We start from the raw sequence: 15486 nt of genomic DNA on the forward strand, positions 1-15486 counted from the left end.
TCTGAAGAACTGCGTGGCGTCGTGCCGTTCGAAAGGCTGAGCCAATCGTCTTACCCGCAAGCACGACCAGGTTGTTTCCGACAACGAATTGTTTTGTGCCCACCGCGCGCTGGAGTAGTCCGCGCGACTCGAGATTGCTGATCAATCTGTGAGCCGTTGGCAAGGGCAGGTCCAGATTCTTGGCAATGTCCGCCGCAGTAACTGCTTTTAGTTGCGTAGCCACGAAATCAAGAATTGCAAATGCGCGATCCAATGGACCATCCGAATTGACTGTTGAGCTCATAATATCTCGCATTGGGTGAGATGATCACATTTCGAGAAAATAACTCCCGAAATTTGATTATAGCAGCGATCCTCGGATTTGGGAATGCCTCCCGCAACCCTGAAAGCGCCGGCCATCGGGGCGTTTAACGGCCACAAAACTCTCCAAGATCTGCAACGATCTGCGGTTAGGTGGATGCGATACCGAAATACCGCGTATAGGCGACATCGAGGATGCGGTTGACCAAGCTCGAGAAGGTGTGTCCGGCGGTCTTCGCGGCCAGGACATAAGGGCTGCGCATACCGAGTCCCGGCACAGTGTTGATCTCCAGGACAAAGGGCTGGCCGGAGCGGTCGATCCGGAGATCGACACGGGCGTAATCCCGGCAGTGGCAGGCACGGAAGGTCGCAACCGAAATATCCCGAAGCCTCGTCGCAAGCTTGTCGCCGATGTGCGCCGGGCAAATACTCTTCGTAGATGCAATCGCATCCCCAGCCAGAATACGCGTTTCGTGGTTGCCGAAATCCTGCTCCACCAGAGGCAACACCTCGAGTTCTCCGTTTCCTAGCAGCGCGATGGTGATTTCTCGCCCCTCGATGTATTCTTCCACAAGCGCCTCCTGCGCATGCTGTGTGACGACCACTTCTACGGCCTGCCTCAACTGAGCAGGCTCATGTACGACCTGCACTCCGCAACTGTCGGATTCGTGACGCGGCTTCACCACCATTGGGAATCGCAGGTCGCCGGTGCTCTCGGTGCCGCGATGTATTACGCGAAAGTTCGGCGTCGGCACGCCGAGATCGCAGATGAGCCTCTTGGCGATAACCTTGTCGAGCGCCAATGCATGCCCGAGCGGGCCAGAGCCGGTGTATGGAACACCAGCCATTTCGAGCATGGCCGGAACGTGGGTAAGACGGCACTCGCCCTGAATTCCGTACGCCATGTTGAAAACGAATCCCGAGGGGCGGGCTTCGGGCTCGGGCGGCATGAATCGCTCGAGCGTCGCGAGCAGTTCTTTATCGCCCTGGCACAGCAGGGTCTCGTGGCCGCCCTCTTGCAGTGCCGCCGCTACGCTTTTGACCCTCTCGCGGCCGTATTCCGTCGGACAAGGCTGACCGAACCGGTTGATCACGCCCGTATGATCATCGTTCCACACAACAGCTATTCGCATGAGCTTACTCCCTCATTCTTTCGGAGGAGTTCGCGCTCCTCGGCCCGACACTGGACGGCCGCTACGGGGCGTAACGGATCCTCCACCGTGTCCCGTGCAATCGGCGTGCCGCTTAAGGGGTCGTGAGAGAAGAGGAACAAGCCATATATTTCGCGCCGCGCCGGCGGTATACTCTCCACCGTGTGTCGGGTTCCGAACAGGGACGTCTTCAACCGGATACTGCTGAACACTGCAAGACGGACATCGACTGACGACGGTTGTTTCTTGGCACTTGTATGGGAATGGTTTTGTCAACAGCCTTTTTGCATCCCATTCTAGCCTAAGACTAGCCTCGTTTGCCCTGGGAGGTAACTCCGCTGGCCCCTCGGGACACGGGAACGGGACGTCGATATCGAGGGGAGCCTGCCGGGCGCGAGAGATGCTCTCGCGTACTTGTATGCGGTGGGCTCTGAGGCCCGAACCGTGATCCAGTGATGCGCATCTCGAGCCCGACCGGCCCGCCATCGCACACGGTGTCAGCAGCTTCTCGAAACGATACCACTTCGGCATGCCGGACAAGCGGTCGACCAGCGAATTACGCAACAGGCGGCCCCTTAAGGAGATAGAACGCATCGTTGATAACGAATCCGTCGAGACCTGTGGCCCGGGCATAAGCGAGCAAGTCGCTTGCACGATTGATGAAGCCGGCACCGTTGAAGTTTAGCGATGTGTTGCAAAGAACACCGACCCCGCTTTTCGCCTTGAACGCGGTAAGCAGCTGAAAGAGGCGTTTGTTCTGGTCCCGCGAAACTGTCTGGGCCCGCGCTGTGCCGTCAACATGCGTGACAGCCTCCAACCGGCTATCGAGAACCTTCTGGAAGAAAAGCATGTAGGGCGACGGGCGTGCCAAGTCGAAGTGGAGCGCGACGTCCTGCTCTAGGCAAACCGGCGCGATTGGGCGGAAACCCTCCCGGTTCTTGATGCGGTTTAAGCGCTCGTGGGTTGCCTTTGAGAAAGGTGCCGCGAGAATTGACCGGTTGCCGAGCGCCCGTGGCCCGATTTCGCAGTTTCCCTGTACCCAGCCGATCACCTTGTCATCGAGCAACGCCGAGGCTACCTGGCCGTAGTCGAGTGGATGGACCTCGAGCCCGGTCCGGTCAAATTCGTCAAGTGTGAAAGGCTGGCCTGAATAGACGTTCCATTTGATCTTGGCCTTGCCTGTAAAATGCCGCATAGCGTCGACTGCGGTCCCGATCGCGGAGCCTGTATCGTTTGAGCATGGCGGAATGAAAACGTCGGAAAAAAGATTCGTTTCGAGCCAGCGGCGATTCCACTCGCAGTTCAATCCACACCCGCCTGAAATCAGCAGCGGGTAACCCTTTGTCAGGTTCTTCTTCGCGAAAGTGTGGAACGAATCGAAGATGGCGTCCGAAAAACGCTTGGCGAGGTTGGTGAACTTCTGGTGTGTTACGCCAATGTTGTAGTAAGGCGAATCGCACAAATCCTCTTTGCCCAACGAGTACAGAACAATGTCGCGTGGAAGCAAGAAGTCCATCAGCGCCTGCTCGTCCCGGTCGGCCTCTCCGGTCTGCCCATAGGCGCAAAGCGCCATTAGCTTGCCGGCGTCTTCGTAGCGCAACTGCAATTTGGGCAAGGTGAATTTCGGATCGGCCAGCGCGTAGAGGAAAGCATACTTGCTGCCAGGGCGAGCCATCACTTTTCCCAAATGCACAACCTGCAGACGCTCATCGATCTCATAGAAATCGCCGAGGTCCCCTTCCCAGATTAACGCATAACAGGGCATTCCGACGGGGAACGGCGACATGCCGTAGGAGCCCCAGAGATGGGAGCGCTCGTGCGTCGAGGAATAGAAATGCACCTTTCTGCCGAAGATAGTCTTCTCGCCCACAACGTCCGACCCCTGAGCTATACCGTAGTAGCCTGCCGCGACGGAGCGCCCTATGTTCTCCCACCCACCGACGGCAATCACATCCGGAAGGGCGTCCAGGCGGCCAGCGGCGTCGAGGACCGTTATCGGGGTAATGGTCGAATATCTCGGAAAACTATCCTTCTCAGCCTCATATGAATAGATGAGCTCTGCTGCTGTTGCATCCAGTGCTGCAATCGCGCCATCATGGCCAGGTTTGAACGACATTATCCTCATATATGACAACTCCTCGAATGAACGCTATCAGCGGTGGATTGCGGGAAAGTCCTCAACGTCCTCAACGTGCTTCACCGTGAACCGTGCAAACGGCGTGCCAACGAAAAAGTTGTGCGAGCAAGAGGCGCAAAAATCATGTGTTCGCGGCCGCAACGGCGCAATACTTGCGCCTCAGTGTGTCAGGCTCCGAACACTGACCGTCTTCAACCGGACACAGGCTGCGAGGCGCAGTAGTTGAAAGACGCCGTGGATGGTTCGCTTGTTGAGGCGTTGCCCACCTGCGATGGTGAAGAAGGCTTGCTGCCGCTGCCTGACGAAACGCTCTCGGACATGCAAATTATGAACCAAGTGCGTCGGCGACCGACTGATGAAACGGTACACGCCGTGACTTGCGTAACTTTAGGCATGCGCACCGTTGCGCAGTAAGGGCCTCGCCGATCGCCTATGGATTTGGGCTTGACGGTTTCCGGAATCGCCAAGGCATGAGTTCCTCGATCTGGCTCTGCGGATAGCCGTTGATGATGGCATCGAGGGTTTCGTCGAGGTAGGCAACGGGATTGACGTCGTTGAGCCTTTGCAGGTGGCCACAACGGATGAGAGCAGCGCCCAGTTTTCGGCTCCGAGCTCATGGCCAGCGCAGTGGTCGGATGGCGTTTTCGACTGGGTTGGTGTCGAGCTCAAGCCGGCCGTCGCCGAGGAAGCGAGTGAGCCCTTCCCAATGGGCAAGACCATAGCGGATGTCATCGGCCTGACTCATTGCGAAGCCGCTGGGCAATTTAACAACAGAGGATATCGGATGGCACGTGGATCGTACCCATGAAACTGCATTGGTTAGACTTGCCCAGGAAACTTATAAATCGGGGGCAATCCCTGAAAGATCCTGGACGACAAACCGGCTCCGGAACGTCTATCCATCTGCAGTTGGTCATCGTTTGCTGCCAAAGCATACCGCAGCATAGCAGACACAACTGTCGATATAGCAGCCAATGATGACGGCTTATGTTAAATGGTATTAACATATCTTGTAAAAGGATAACATAGGATTCACATAAATCACGTTGATCCTTCCGAAACATCGGATTGCATGATGGATGAAGTTTAGGTTGCGGCTAGTGTATTGATTCCAACGGTTGATGCCCACGTTTGACGGCGGCGATGATGTGGTTGGGATTGTCTTCCAGAGGAAGGGTCGAGGCGCGCCGCCCGTTCGCCCTTATCCGGCGAACAATTCCTTGTAACCGGGCGTCATCATCCAGTTCGCCCGGTCGAGATGGCTTCGCGCGGCCTTCTGCGCGCGCTCCGGTTCTTCCACCGGAAGGGCCAGATCAGGTATAATATTTGTCGAGCAGATCGAGGTATCGATATGGGAAATTGCGGCAGCGTCGTTGAGGGATGGCATGGGTTAACTGACGACGAGGCGATAGAAGCAGCGACCGAAAAGCATGGGAAGGACGTTGCGACGTTGGTTGCTCACTGCGCCTTAGAAGCTTGGCAACCCTGACGATCCGGAATACCGATTCTGGGTCGATCTGTTTCTGAAACTTTCAAAAAAGGATCATGTCGGGTGGGCGTGAAAGCTGACAGGTGTCCATCGAAATACCTTGCGCAATCCCTCGTCGGAGCGCCGCTGGGCAGGATGCCCAAGATGGTGAAGGTTTCGGCAGCGACGGAACTCACCAACGATGTTGACAAGGCCATCTATTAGTATCGCAACGAACCGATCGCCGATTATGGACATCGCATGGCGGCCGAACTTGTCGCCGACGGCGAAGTCGAGGCGGTTCTCGCGTTTGTTCGCGATCTAGAGAATGGCGCGTGAGGGGTGAAATCTCCCGCGTCGGTTCCGACAAAATGTTTCAACGTTATCTGACCCCAAATGCGCCTTCCTGCCGACCAGCGGCGCGGGAGCAGCGACCGATGGTGGTCGCTTCAAATCCCGCGCGATGGCGTCGAAGCACAATATCTGTCGCGGGCGCCCCAGACCGCACTCGAGGAATGCAAGCAAGGCGCCAGTCAGCATCACACCGCCAGCGACACTCGCGGCTTTAGGTCGCAGACCTCTCACAAGGTTCAATCCGCATCTTTGGGACCGCGAGTGGAAGGAATGGGCTGGGACGCGACAATCGCATCGTCAGACAGCAGTTTCTTGACAACCGCATCCGATCCCCTTGCCCGCGTTTTTCCCGTGGTGATCCACAGAATGCCCCCTGGTTTTCCCCAAGCGGGAGGTCGCCGTATGAATGCTCAAACGAAAGACAAACCCAGGGGGGACCGCCAAGTAATTGGTGGACGCGGCTATCAAACACATCCGCGGTAGTACCGTTTCCATTAACGGAACCGTAGCGGCGGTTCGTAAAGCAGCCCCCCACCTTAAAGAGACCGACTGTGAGTTGGTCGAGATCATCATGGACCGTGCCACGCTTCACGGACAGTTCGTCCTCTTCGACCTCAAGAGCCCTAATGGCTCTTCATTGGTTCAACCCTCCGGTCACCATCTCGACTGGCCAGCCGGGTGTCCGGCATAGCTAGAACAATGTTGAGGGTGCAACTCGGGAAGTCATGGAGTGGAACAATCGCGGCCCCATGTGGAACCAAGCAGTGCGCGCTTGTAAGTCCTGTCTGGCCGGCGAGATGACACCTGAGGATATCCGCAAGGCGTTCATTGCCGCCGCCGAAGAGAGGAAGGCACACTGCTCGCCGGTATCTAGGCACGTTTATCCCTCCGCACCCTCGGTCACCGCAGGCGAGATCAGCAGGGGCAGCCTGAGCGGGCCTTTATGGAACCCTGAATGGAGCAGCGGAGACCCGGTTGCAGCGCGAATGCTTTCGCTGTCGCAGAGGGCATCGCGTTGTTTAGGGTCTTTCAACGCGATGCCCTCAACCTGCACGATGGCGAGAAGGTCGGGCGATCCCATCGAGGGCTAGCCGAGGGCCGCCATCTGGAGATCGGCCGCCTGCCGGCTGACGCCCTGGCCGGGATTCTCGATCTGACGCTCGTAGGCTTTCAGCTTTCGCCGACGATATGCTCGTAGGCGGCGACGGCCCCCTCGGCGGCCTGAAGTCGCGCCTGTCATTTTAGGCGTCTCATTGGGGAAGACGCTCACGATCCTGTCCATCCTCGCGTATCCGCTGCTTCGAATGGCTCGCCGACAAGCCTGTCAGCTGGTTGATGGCAAATGAGGACGATGTTGTTGCCGGCGGCGTCGATTGGTCCTGACTGCAGGCGGCCATGACCGGTTGATCGCGTAGTTCGCGGATTGCGTGGGCCAACGGCGGGGATCGATGAGGGCTGTGCGGGCAACCCCGACCGGCGCTAACCTTGCGGCTCTGCTCCAGGCTTATTCGCGCCGCCGCCCGCGGGATCAGAAGGAAGCGCCGTCGTGTTCTTGCGATCCTGCACGGATAGAGTCCGGCCGACCCATGGCGAGGAGATTCTATTCATCACCGACGCTGCTTGCTTCCTCTCCCTCTCCGCCGGAAAAGTCCGGCATGATGTCGCCCGCGAGCAGCTTCTCCTTCGACAGCAGGCCTGCGTCCTCGAGCGCTTCGATGTCGGGGAGATCGCGCAGTGTGTCGAGCCCGAACTCCAGCAGGAATTCTTTCGTCGTGACGTAGGTATACGGCACCCCAGCCGTCGGGCTACGTGGGCCTGAGGCGATCAGGCCAGCCCCACGCAGATGACCAATCAGGTCGCGCGAAATCTCCTTGCCACAGAAGGACGACAGTTCTCCACGCGTAATCGGCTGGGAGTAAGCGATGCACATCAGCACCAGCACGTCCGACTGCGTCAGGTCTACGCCACGCCCGCTCCCGCCGACGGCTGTGCCAAATGCACTGCGGATGGCGTCGGCATAGGCCGGTCGGGTCAGGTGCCGAAAACCGCCGGCGACCGCGACCAGATCGTAGGGCCGACCACGCAGCTCCTCGCGGATGTCGTCAATCAAAAGGTCGATGCTGCAGCTTTTGCCGACGATGCGGGCCAGCGTCTCGCGGCCAACCGGTTCGCTGGCCGCAAAAATCGTTGCCTCGACCCGATGCATCCATTCTCGCCAGCGAACCTCCGGGGGCAGGTGATCCAACTCGCGGTCAAACAGGCGGTCGCCTGACCGACCGTCGTCTGGTCGATCTTCGCCTCCTTGTGCCCGTTTCCGTCGTCTGGCCGCACTCTCCGCCGTCGCTCTCACAGCCCGTAGATGCGGAAGGTCGCACGACCAGAGAGTTCGGGGACAGCGCCGAGCTCGACCAGCCGGTCGAACAGGCGGCGCAGGCCGCGATCGCTCATCCCGGTGCTTTTGTCGCCGCGCGATGCCGCCCTTGGCCCTGAGGTTTGGGGCAACGGCAAGCGACCGATCGGCGCGGCGTTCGAGCCCCGCCGAGAGATCGATGGCGCGCAGCGCCGCACGCGCCTGGGCAGCAAGCAGAGCTTTCGCACGCTCGGTTTCTGTCTCAATGCCCGTCACCGGAGAGCTCGTTGCCGATCGACGGGGGCGAGCGCTCATGCCCAAGAACGCCTCGGTGCCCAGTAGCGGGACGGCATACTGCCAGCCCAGCTTTTGGGCGAGTAGCGCGTCGGCAAGCCAGGGTCCCATGGCGCGCGGCAGGCCGTGGCCCTCGACGGCCGCGTAGGCGCCGGTCAGCATCCCGACCGCGCCTTCGGTCGTGGCGAGCCGCCGCAGCGCGTCGGCCAGATCGCTGACCGCCGCGCCGTCGCGGGCGAAAAAACCGAATTCCTCCAACATCGCGGCGAGACTTTTCTTCGTCAGAAGCGCCTCTGCGGGCCATGCCACCAGTCGGCACCAAGCCGAAAGCATGCGGCCAGCGGGCCCGACGTTGTCGCCCGGCCGCGTGAGCACCACGGCATCGCGCAGCGAGCTTTCATCCTCGACGCGGCCGGCCTGCTTCGCAGTTGCCGCAGCCGCCGAAAGCGCCAGCCGCTGCCGCCAGGCGCCGGCCCATCGCTCCTGCCGGCGGACCACCGCATCGAGCGCGCCGATGGTGGCGCCGGCGGCGAGCGCGACGTCCTCAACGCCTTTTCCCGCAACGCTTTGCGCATCGGTAACCGCCCGACGTAGCCAGGCCGGCACCGTTGCCATCGGCGCGATCGAAGGGGCACCAACAAGCGTGGCGTCGTGGCGCGGAGAGGGTTTAGGACGCAGAATCATCGTCGACAGCCTGATCCAATGCGGCGCTTGTTATGTCCGGTAATGTTGCCTTATCGCACGTAGCGGCAAAACGCCTAGCGCAGCACCTCCAGTCCGTGCTTCTGCACCACGGACAGCAGTTTCAGCGCCATCCCGCTCGGCCGCTTGGCGCCAGTCTCCCACTTCTGCACCGTCGATTCCGACGTGTTCAGATGGCGCGCGAACACCGGCTCGCTGACATGGCTCTTCTCACGCAGCGCCTTGATCTCGTCCGGCGCGAATTCTTGCGGCACCACTAGGCAACTGTCGTCGAAGCTGCGCAGCGTCGCCTTGTCGATCGTTCCGGCCCGGTACATGCCGTCCACGGCGCTGTGTATCGCCTCGACGGCTTCGCACTTGAACTTTGGCTAGTCGTCATCACTGAGTCCAACAGGACCCCTGCTTTTAGCTCAGCCGCCAGATTGGCCTTCGATTTTCGCCGGTACAGCCCGGCCAACCCCCGAACGCCGCAACTCATCGTCATCGATGTTCGCCCGGTCCTGATGGCTTACTACAACACAGTCCGACCCCATAGCGCGATCGGCAATAAGCCGCCGATATCGCCCATGAAAGGCTCATCGGCGGCCGTGCCGCCCTGAGCAATTACCCCCGGGAAGTTCCGGCCCGGGGCGACCCAAAGACGGGGAGCACCTCAAAAAGTGAACACGGCTAACTTATAAACGCGGACAAAACGGGGAGCACGTCAGCTCTGACCTTGTCAACGCAACGCAGCAGCGATATGCCGCCCATCGGAACGAACTGGGGCACATCTGAAGATTCATTCCTCACCTCATTATAGTCTGGCGGCTGATATCCAGCTTCCTTGCAACTGCCGAAATGCTCAGCCCTTTGGCCAGCTCGGCTATCGCAGCCAGACCGCCAGATCAGAAAGAGCACGCTTACGAAATACGCCAGCTGAAGGAGCAGCGAACAAGCCAGCATGGTGACGACTACTGTGCGGATGGAATGAGAAGCGAAGTAGACAGTCAGTGCGGTGCTGCACAGCACCAGCCCCAGGACGTGACAAAAGATTCTAAAGGGCAACGTCGTTCTCCTGGTTTTGTCTCCTCAGATCATGCTGCGACCTGGTCGGCCGCAACATGGGTCTGGCAGTTCTTCGGGCAGACGCGGGCGCAGGCTCCACAGCCAATGCAGCGGCCGGCAAGATCGACGACCATAATCATGCGATTGAGCTCGCCGTCGAAATCGTCGTCTTCGCCGTCGCAGACGCCCAGAATTTCACCCGCGTCATCGACGCCGTAAAGATGCATGACCTCGCGCGAGCAGACTTTGAAACAGCGGCCGCAGCCGATGCAGGTCGTGCCGTCTATAGCGGTGAGATATTCCGGCACCCATCCGGAGCCGTCGCGGGTGGTGAATGTGCTCGTCATCGCAACTTCTTCATTGCAGCGAGCTCTCTCTTGGCACCATCCAACTCGGCAAAAACGGCCGACGTTTCCTCGGCAACTTCCTCTATCTCCGTCCATTTTCCCGGGAGATTCTCTGCAAGGTCGCGCAATTTCATCTTGGCAACTGCCGCGCGCAGCTGAAGCTTTCGGACTTTCTTCCCCATCTCATCTAGCTTTGACATAAATCCTTCCTCGAAATCGGTTCTTCACGCCCGTGCCACGTCGGGATAGGCTTCGATGCTGCAGTCGCATCGTCGGCCAGTTTCGTACCGGCCTCCGCGAGCTTCCTGAACGTCTCGAAGCCGAACCGGTGGATGTCTCGACGAAATGACCAACCGCCCGGCCGTGAAAAGCAATCGTCCGAAGCTCCTATGGGTTTCATCTCCATCGTTGGCGATGGCATCAGGCCGGAGCGCTCCTCGATCCTAAGCCCGACGGCCGTGTAGAACCTATCCAGCCTCCACAGCACCTCAGGATCGGATCCTCGATGATGGGGATCGCACGGCGCTGTTTTCTGCTGATGATGTAGTCGCCCAGCAGTTCGGCGTCCGATTTGCCTTCCCGTGACCTGGAGGCATCATGAGCACGGATCAGCCGCACGAGGCATCTGACAAAAGGCATGGCAAGGGCCGCCTCGTCCTCGTTGACAGCCGGGCTGACCGCGGCATCAGACATTTCGCCTTCTCCTCACTTCAGTCCTCTTCCTCGAAGCACGATGTCTGTTTTCTGGGACGCCTACTTCGGGCACACTTGCGCAGCCGACGCCCGGGTAGGCGCGGCTGATTCCACGCAATTGATGTCCCTCTGGCCGACCTTGAACACGTCCTCGACTGCGAAGTCTTCCACGCGAATTCGCGTCGAACATCACTTCCGCCGCAATGCGGCCGGAGGCGATGAAGATTCGAGCCTCGATCCTGCTGCAAACGATCGACCAAGTGCTGCATAGACCCTCCTTGCTGCGGTCACGCCACGGAAATGGACGAATTGGCCAGTAAGCCATTTCGACCAATTACCCTTTTTTGTTTTTCCTCCTCGGCGACCGCGCTTTTGCACCTTCGGGAAATTGTTTTGCGGAGCCGCACAGAGGGCGCCGCAACAAACCTTCTCACCCCTATACTTGGCGAGGGCCTGCAGCAAAATCCCGCAGATGCTGCTGTTTCAATTCGGCCGGGATAGGCTCCGGACCGTCCAGCGAGGTCAGTGCCAGTTCGACCAACTCGATCCCGCGATCATTGTTGCCGTTCTCGTGATAGTACCGGGCGACCGCGGGATAGGACCGGAACTTAGGGCCGCCTTGCCGGGGATTCAGCGCCAGGATGTGTTCGGACAGCTCCTTGCCCATCGCGAAGCGCTCAGCAGGGGGAAAGCGCGAATGGTCATTGGCCGGATGGAAAAGTTGGTCTAGCGCCGAAACCATCCAGTCCTCGGAGTTTTTGTCGATCGCGTCGCGAACCAATTGGCGCATCACGGGCAAGCCCGTCCACATGTCTTGTATTTTGTGATGCAACAGATGCGCATGAGCCAGGCGGAAATTTATGTCGTCCGGCATCAAGGCGATGCCCTCTTCGATTGCCCACAGCGCCGCCTTCCAATCTTCTAACTTCACCGCCGCCCAGAATCTGTCATCGATCGGCTTCTTCAACGCGTGTTCGCGCGCCATGGGTTCGCTTGTGGCGATCCGCTCCGTATCGGCGGCTTTCGCTTTGTCGCTGGTGCGCCAGCTGCCGTTGAGCACTTCCGGCAAAAGCTCATCGAGTTGACTTGGATGACCAATAAAGGCGATGTGGCCGTCTCGGTCGACCACGAACGAGGTCGGAATCCCGACGGAAAAGCTGGGTTCCCTCCAAAGCTTGTTCATTTCGCCTGTGTAGTCGAACGCGATCCGATAGTTCAGATTCGAGCACTTTTCGGTCAACCACGCGTCCAACTTGGTTCGGGCCTCAACGGCCGTTGGAGCGTCTTGATCCGCCGCGACTCCGATGACCTCAAGTCCGCTGTCCTTGTATTTCTCCTGCAGCTGCACGAGATGGGGCATCGCCGCCACACACGGTCCGCACCAGCTTGCCCAAAATTCGACGATGTAAACTTTGCCGGGCTGGAAGTTCGTGAGAGGCTCGCCAAGCAGCCAGTTCTCCACTTTAATCGAAGGAGCCGGGGACTCCATCTGCAATACCATGTTGCTCTCCAAAGCTATTGCCAGAGGTTGCGCGCTTCACACGCGAGCTTGTTTCCCCTTAGAGACGGGGCAGAAGGTTCAACGAAAGGAGAGCTTCGCTCGTCTTGCTCGTCTGCATGCAGTCAGCCTTCACTCCGTGTTGCCGCAACTCAATTTGCAAAGCCCGTGCCAGTGCGCTTCACGCGCAGTAAGCGCATGATTTCGCGTTCAAAAGCCTCGATCTGCCAAGATGGCCGGTTGTATTGAACCCGACATGTTTTCTGCCGCTGTCAGTTTTTGGACACGAATCACCGCTTCGCGTCGGCAGAAAAGCGTGGCCCGGACGACTCAACATGCATTCGGGCCGAGGGATGAGGCCGATGGACATCATCACTGCGTTAGCTATCGCCAGGCTCGCCGCTTCACGCCACCGGCTTGAGCGTCTTGCCGTTTCGGTCTCTCAGGCGGTAGCGGATCTCGCCATTTGCGATCGCAAGAGGCCGCTCCATCCGAGCGTCGCCCGTGCCCTGCCCTCTTGTCGCTTTGCGATTGAATTCTGGCTTTCGACATAGGAGTTCTTCACGACGAAGCCGGTCCAGCTGCAGCTCGCCAATACCGCCATGGTCAGCTCGACGATGATGATCGTGGCGAAAAAGGGCCAGGATGAGTCCCGGAATGTGCGGCCGGTGAGCTCTCCGGGGTTCCTGCTTTGTGCCGAAATTTTCTGTGTTCCCTGTGCTCAGGCGCTACAGGGACCGCCTGGTGCGAACGTGAGCGTTGTCGGAATTTGACCAGCCTCAAAGGCCGCTCGGTCGCCACGCGGGTTGGGCAGGACCGACTGAAAACACTGAAGACGCGGCCGTCCTCGCTGCTAACCCGGCTACCATCCCAGGCGATGACAACGTGATTGATGCCATCAATTCCCGCCGACTCCGGCGAGAGCCCGACCGTCCCAACTCGAAGTTGAGGGCCTCGGCCACGGCACGGTCATCGCGTTGTTCAGCTCCCGGCCAAAGTTGAGGAGATCGGGATAGCGCCCATGCGATGCCGCTACGGGTCCGAACTCGGCCGGCCGCGCTGATACGACTCTCTTTGACCTGACGCCGACCTGCGCGCGTGATCTTGGCTGCATTGAGGACTGCCCATACCTCTGCCCGGCCATTGGTCTCCGCATTACGGACCAACTCGGGCGAGCAGAACCCCCGAGCGCGCGTTAGAGACATCCGGAAGGTTCTCGGCGAGGGCGCGTGCAGATTGGCTCCGAGGAACTTCGCGAAACTTGCGCGTTTGCCGCGACCTTTCTCCGACTTGGCATCAGGATAGTGACCAAGGGAGTAGAGTTTCGAACAGCATCGGTGCTGCTTCGGAACCCGTCAGCGAGCCAAAAACAGCGGCAATGGCGGCTTCCCCACCATCCATCTTGTGACGCCACCGAAGAGCCGCTCGCGCAGCCGTCGGCTGCCATAAGCGCCCATGACTATCATGTTGGCAGACGTATCGATTGCGTGCTGCGCGAGCACAGTGGCCACCGGTTTGCCGGCGCTCGCCAGCCGGTCGACCGACACCCGAGCACCATGCCGAGTGAGATAGGCAGCGATGTCGGCTCCCGGCTCGGCGCCGTTTCCGGTGCAGGTCGCCTCCGGATCGACTAGTGCGACACGAACTTCCTCAGCACCGGATAGCAGATCCAGCGCTTCCCGAACCGCACGGGACGCCTCGGTTCGCGAATACCATCCGACCAGCACGCGCCGTGGCGACAGAGTCGCCTTAGCGCCCTCCGGCACGACAAGCACCGGCTTTCCGGTATCGAACAAGCTGCCGTTGATAACAAGAGGTCCGAGACGAATGTCGTTGAGAAGTGCGGGGCCGATGATTGTCAGGTCGTTGCAGAGCGCCCGCTGTCGCACCGCGTCACCGACACTGGCCTGATCGCAGTTGGTAATATCGACATCACAGCACCGCCACGTGGCTCTCAGCAGTTTGTGAATTTCCCTGGATGATTTTTCCTGGCTGGCTATGTCCTGTGAAAATCTCTCGATCTGCCTAAACCGTTTGTCCAGTCTGGCGATGGCCTGTGCGGGTTGTCTAGGCCACTCGGGGATGCCATCGCCGAGCAGCGGAGACGGCATAACGAGCGGCGGAGGCGAAATCACCAGTACGGAAAGATACGCGCCGACTTCGGCACACAAGCTGGCAGCTGTTCTGACATCCTGATCGGAGTGCTCAGCTCCGGTCACACTGAGTACGCTTCTGAAAGCCATTTGACTGCTTCTTTCTGAATATGTCGTACCTGCCGCGCGTTTCGAAGCCGCAAGACTTGCCCTCAGCACGGCGGAAATGCGGAGTGGCACCACATCGTATCTATTCAGCCGTCCGGCCACTCGAGCGAGTAGCCGGCCGACCTGACGGTACGAATGACGCTGGAGGGGGAGGCCGCCTTCAGCGCCCTTCTGAGCCGGCTGATATGGACATCCACGGTGCGTACACCGACATGGATATTGGCCGGCCAGGCCGCGCTGATCAGCTCGTCTCTGGTGAAGACCTTGCCGGGAGTCTCAAGCAAAAGCCGCAGCAGGTTGAACTCGATCGGCCCAAGGTGGACTTCGTGGCCGTTACCCCGAACGCGGTGGGCATCGAGCCTTATCTCAAGGTCGCCACAGGAGATCCAGCCGCCGTTTTCAATCCCGTTCGAACCGGGCTTTGGCAGCGCCAGTTTCATCCGTAGACAGTCAAGCAGCTTGGCCGGCGCGAAGGGCCGCACAAAGCTCTCGTCAATACCAGCCTTCAAGAGATCGAGGTGCTGGTTCTCGGCGCCGGGCGCGATCAGCGCAATTACGGGCAGGCCGCCGGTCCGGGGCTCCCCCTTGAACCGGGCGCAGATTGTGGAGCCTGTCGCGCTTGCCGGCCCGCAGTCCAGCACTACCGCCTGGAGCTCCCGTTCATCGGCCAATGCAAGTGCTTCCTTCACGCCGCCTGCCGGCTCACTCGTGAAGCCGTCCACTCCCAGAATGTGGCTGAGGAACAGATACAACTCCGCATCTTGCGAACAGATCAGGACCAGTGGCTTCATCAGCGCTACCCCAAGAACCACATCGTCCTCGACCGCCTCCATTGAGAGGGCTGGCCATCGCATGTCCTCAAGGCCTGACATGATCCCCTTGATCGA

The 15486-nt window shown here is 59.5% G+C and carries 15 protein-coding genes and 6 pseudogenes; 3 read left to right on the plus strand and 18 right to left on the minus strand.

Going from position 1 to position 15486, the window contains the following annotated elements:
- The 3 genes from NKG60_RS28305 to NKG60_RS28315 all read right to left on the minus strand — a co-directional run.
- A partial coding sequence (locus tag NKG60_RS28305) for a helix-turn-helix domain-containing protein (protein WP_352976144.1) occupies positions 1-283 on the minus strand: 283 nt, incomplete at its 3' end.
- 166 nt (positions 284-449) lie between these two features.
- Positions 450-1433, minus strand: coding sequence for a D-alanine--D-alanine ligase family protein (locus NKG60_RS28310; protein ID WP_352976146.1), 984 nt, complete (start codon positions 1431-1433; stop codon positions 450-452).
- Between the two features lie 574 nt (positions 1434-2007).
- Complete coding sequence (locus NKG60_RS28315) at positions 2008-3576, minus strand: carbamoyltransferase C-terminal domain-containing protein (RefSeq protein WP_352976147.1); 1569 nt, start codon at positions 3574-3576, stop codon at positions 2008-2010.
- Between the two features lie 234 nt (positions 3577-3810).
- On the opposite strand from NKG60_RS28315, the gene NKG60_RS28320 reads away from it, so the two are divergent.
- Positions 3811-4002, plus strand: a complete 192-nt coding sequence (locus NKG60_RS28320; RefSeq protein ID WP_352976148.1) for a hypothetical protein — start codon at positions 3811-3813, stop codon at positions 4000-4002.
- Between the two features lie 16 nt (positions 4003-4018).
- Here NKG60_RS28320 and NKG60_RS28325 read toward each other — a convergent pair.
- Positions 4019-4315 (minus strand): annotated as a pseudogene (locus NKG60_RS28325) (transposase domain-containing protein); the annotation flags it as partial.
- 835 nt (positions 4316-5150) lie between these two features.
- Here NKG60_RS28325 and NKG60_RS28335 point away from each other — a divergent pair.
- Both NKG60_RS28335 and NKG60_RS28340 read left to right on the plus strand, forming a co-directional pair.
- Positions 5151-5395, plus strand: a pseudogene (locus NKG60_RS28335) (hypothetical protein); the annotation flags it as partial.
- Positions 5396-6135: 740 nt separating this feature from the next.
- Positions 6136-6249, plus strand: a pseudogene (locus NKG60_RS28340) (DUF982 domain-containing protein); the annotation flags it as partial.
- Positions 6250-6290: 41 nt separating this feature from the next.
- On the opposite strand, the gene NKG60_RS28345 reads toward NKG60_RS28340, so the two are convergent.
- From NKG60_RS28345 to NKG60_RS28405, 14 genes and pseudogenes are all read right to left on the minus strand, one after another.
- Positions 6291-6491 carry a hypothetical protein gene (locus NKG60_RS28345; protein ID WP_352976216.1) on the minus strand — a complete coding sequence of 67 codons (201 nt, stop codon included), beginning with the start codon at positions 6489-6491 and terminating at the stop codon, positions 6291-6293.
- A gap of 519 nt (positions 6492-7010) precedes the next feature.
- Positions 7011-7616 carry an SMC-Scp complex subunit ScpB gene (scpB, locus tag NKG60_RS28350; RefSeq protein WP_352976151.1) on the minus strand — a complete coding sequence of 202 codons (606 nt, stop codon included), beginning with the start codon at positions 7614-7616 and terminating at the stop codon, positions 7011-7013.
- Positions 7617-7943: 327 nt separating this feature from the next.
- Positions 7944-8738 (minus strand): annotated as a pseudogene (locus tag NKG60_RS28355) (DUF1403 family protein); the annotation flags it as partial.
- A gap of 74 nt (positions 8739-8812) precedes the next feature.
- The gene (locus tag NKG60_RS28360; protein WP_352976153.1) at positions 8813-9082 is read right to left on the minus strand and encodes a helix-turn-helix domain-containing protein; all 270 of its coding nucleotides are present in this window, start codon (positions 9080-9082) and stop codon (positions 8813-8815) included.
- Between the two features lie 459 nt (positions 9083-9541).
- Positions 9542-9631: a helix-turn-helix domain-containing protein gene (locus NKG60_RS28365; protein WP_352976212.1), complete on the minus strand. Its 90-nt coding sequence runs from the start codon at positions 9629-9631 to the stop codon at positions 9542-9544.
- A gap of 16 nt (positions 9632-9647) precedes the next feature.
- A pseudogene (locus tag NKG60_RS28370) lies at positions 9648-9764 on the minus strand (exopolysaccharide production repressor protein); the annotation flags it as partial.
- 65 nt (positions 9765-9829) lie between these two features.
- Positions 9830-10147, minus strand: a complete 318-nt coding sequence (gene fdxB, locus NKG60_RS28375; RefSeq protein ID WP_352976156.1) for a ferredoxin III, nif-specific — start codon at positions 10145-10147, stop codon at positions 9830-9832.
- Complete coding sequence (locus tag NKG60_RS28380; RefSeq protein ID WP_352711427.1) at positions 10144-10347, minus strand: CCE_0567 family metalloprotein; 204 nt, start codon at positions 10345-10347, stop codon at positions 10144-10146. Before NKG60_RS28380 ends, fdxB begins: the two co-directional genes overlap by 4 nt.
- The gene (locus tag NKG60_RS32340; RefSeq protein ID WP_502912342.1) at positions 10335-10634 is read right to left on the minus strand and encodes a DUF269 domain-containing protein; all 300 of its coding nucleotides are present in this window, start codon (positions 10632-10634) and stop codon (positions 10335-10337) included. The genes NKG60_RS28380 and NKG60_RS32340 overlap by 13 nt, the downstream gene beginning before the upstream one ends.
- Positions 10568-10840, minus strand: coding sequence for a hypothetical protein (locus NKG60_RS32345; protein WP_502912346.1), 273 nt, complete (start codon positions 10838-10840; stop codon positions 10568-10570). Before NKG60_RS32345 ends, NKG60_RS32340 begins: the two co-directional genes overlap by 67 nt.
- 381 nt (positions 10841-11221) lie before the next feature.
- Positions 11222-12341: pseudogene (locus NKG60_RS28390) on the minus strand (TlpA disulfide reductase family protein); the annotation flags it as partial.
- Positions 12342-12780: 439 nt separating this feature from the next.
- The gene (locus NKG60_RS32350; RefSeq protein ID WP_502912344.1) at positions 12781-13041 is read right to left on the minus strand and encodes a FixH family protein; all 261 of its coding nucleotides are present in this window, start codon (positions 13039-13041) and stop codon (positions 12781-12783) included.
- Positions 13042-13693: 652 nt separating this feature from the next.
- Positions 13694-14581 (minus strand): universal stress protein, encoded by an 888-nt coding sequence (locus NKG60_RS28400; RefSeq protein ID WP_352976158.1) that lies wholly within the window; start codon positions 14579-14581, stop codon positions 13694-13696.
- A 104-nt stretch (positions 14582-14685) separates the two neighbouring features.
- On the minus strand, positions 14686-15471 hold the full coding sequence (locus NKG60_RS28405) for a response regulator transcription factor (protein WP_352976160.1): 786 nt from the start codon (positions 15469-15471) through the stop codon (positions 14686-14688).
- Positions 15472-15486: the final 15 nt, after the last annotated feature.

Origin of the sequence: Mesorhizobium sp. M1428 (assembly GCF_040317515.1) — a bacterium.
Taxonomy (GTDB): domain Bacteria; phylum Pseudomonadota; class Alphaproteobacteria; order Rhizobiales; family Rhizobiaceae; genus Mesorhizobium.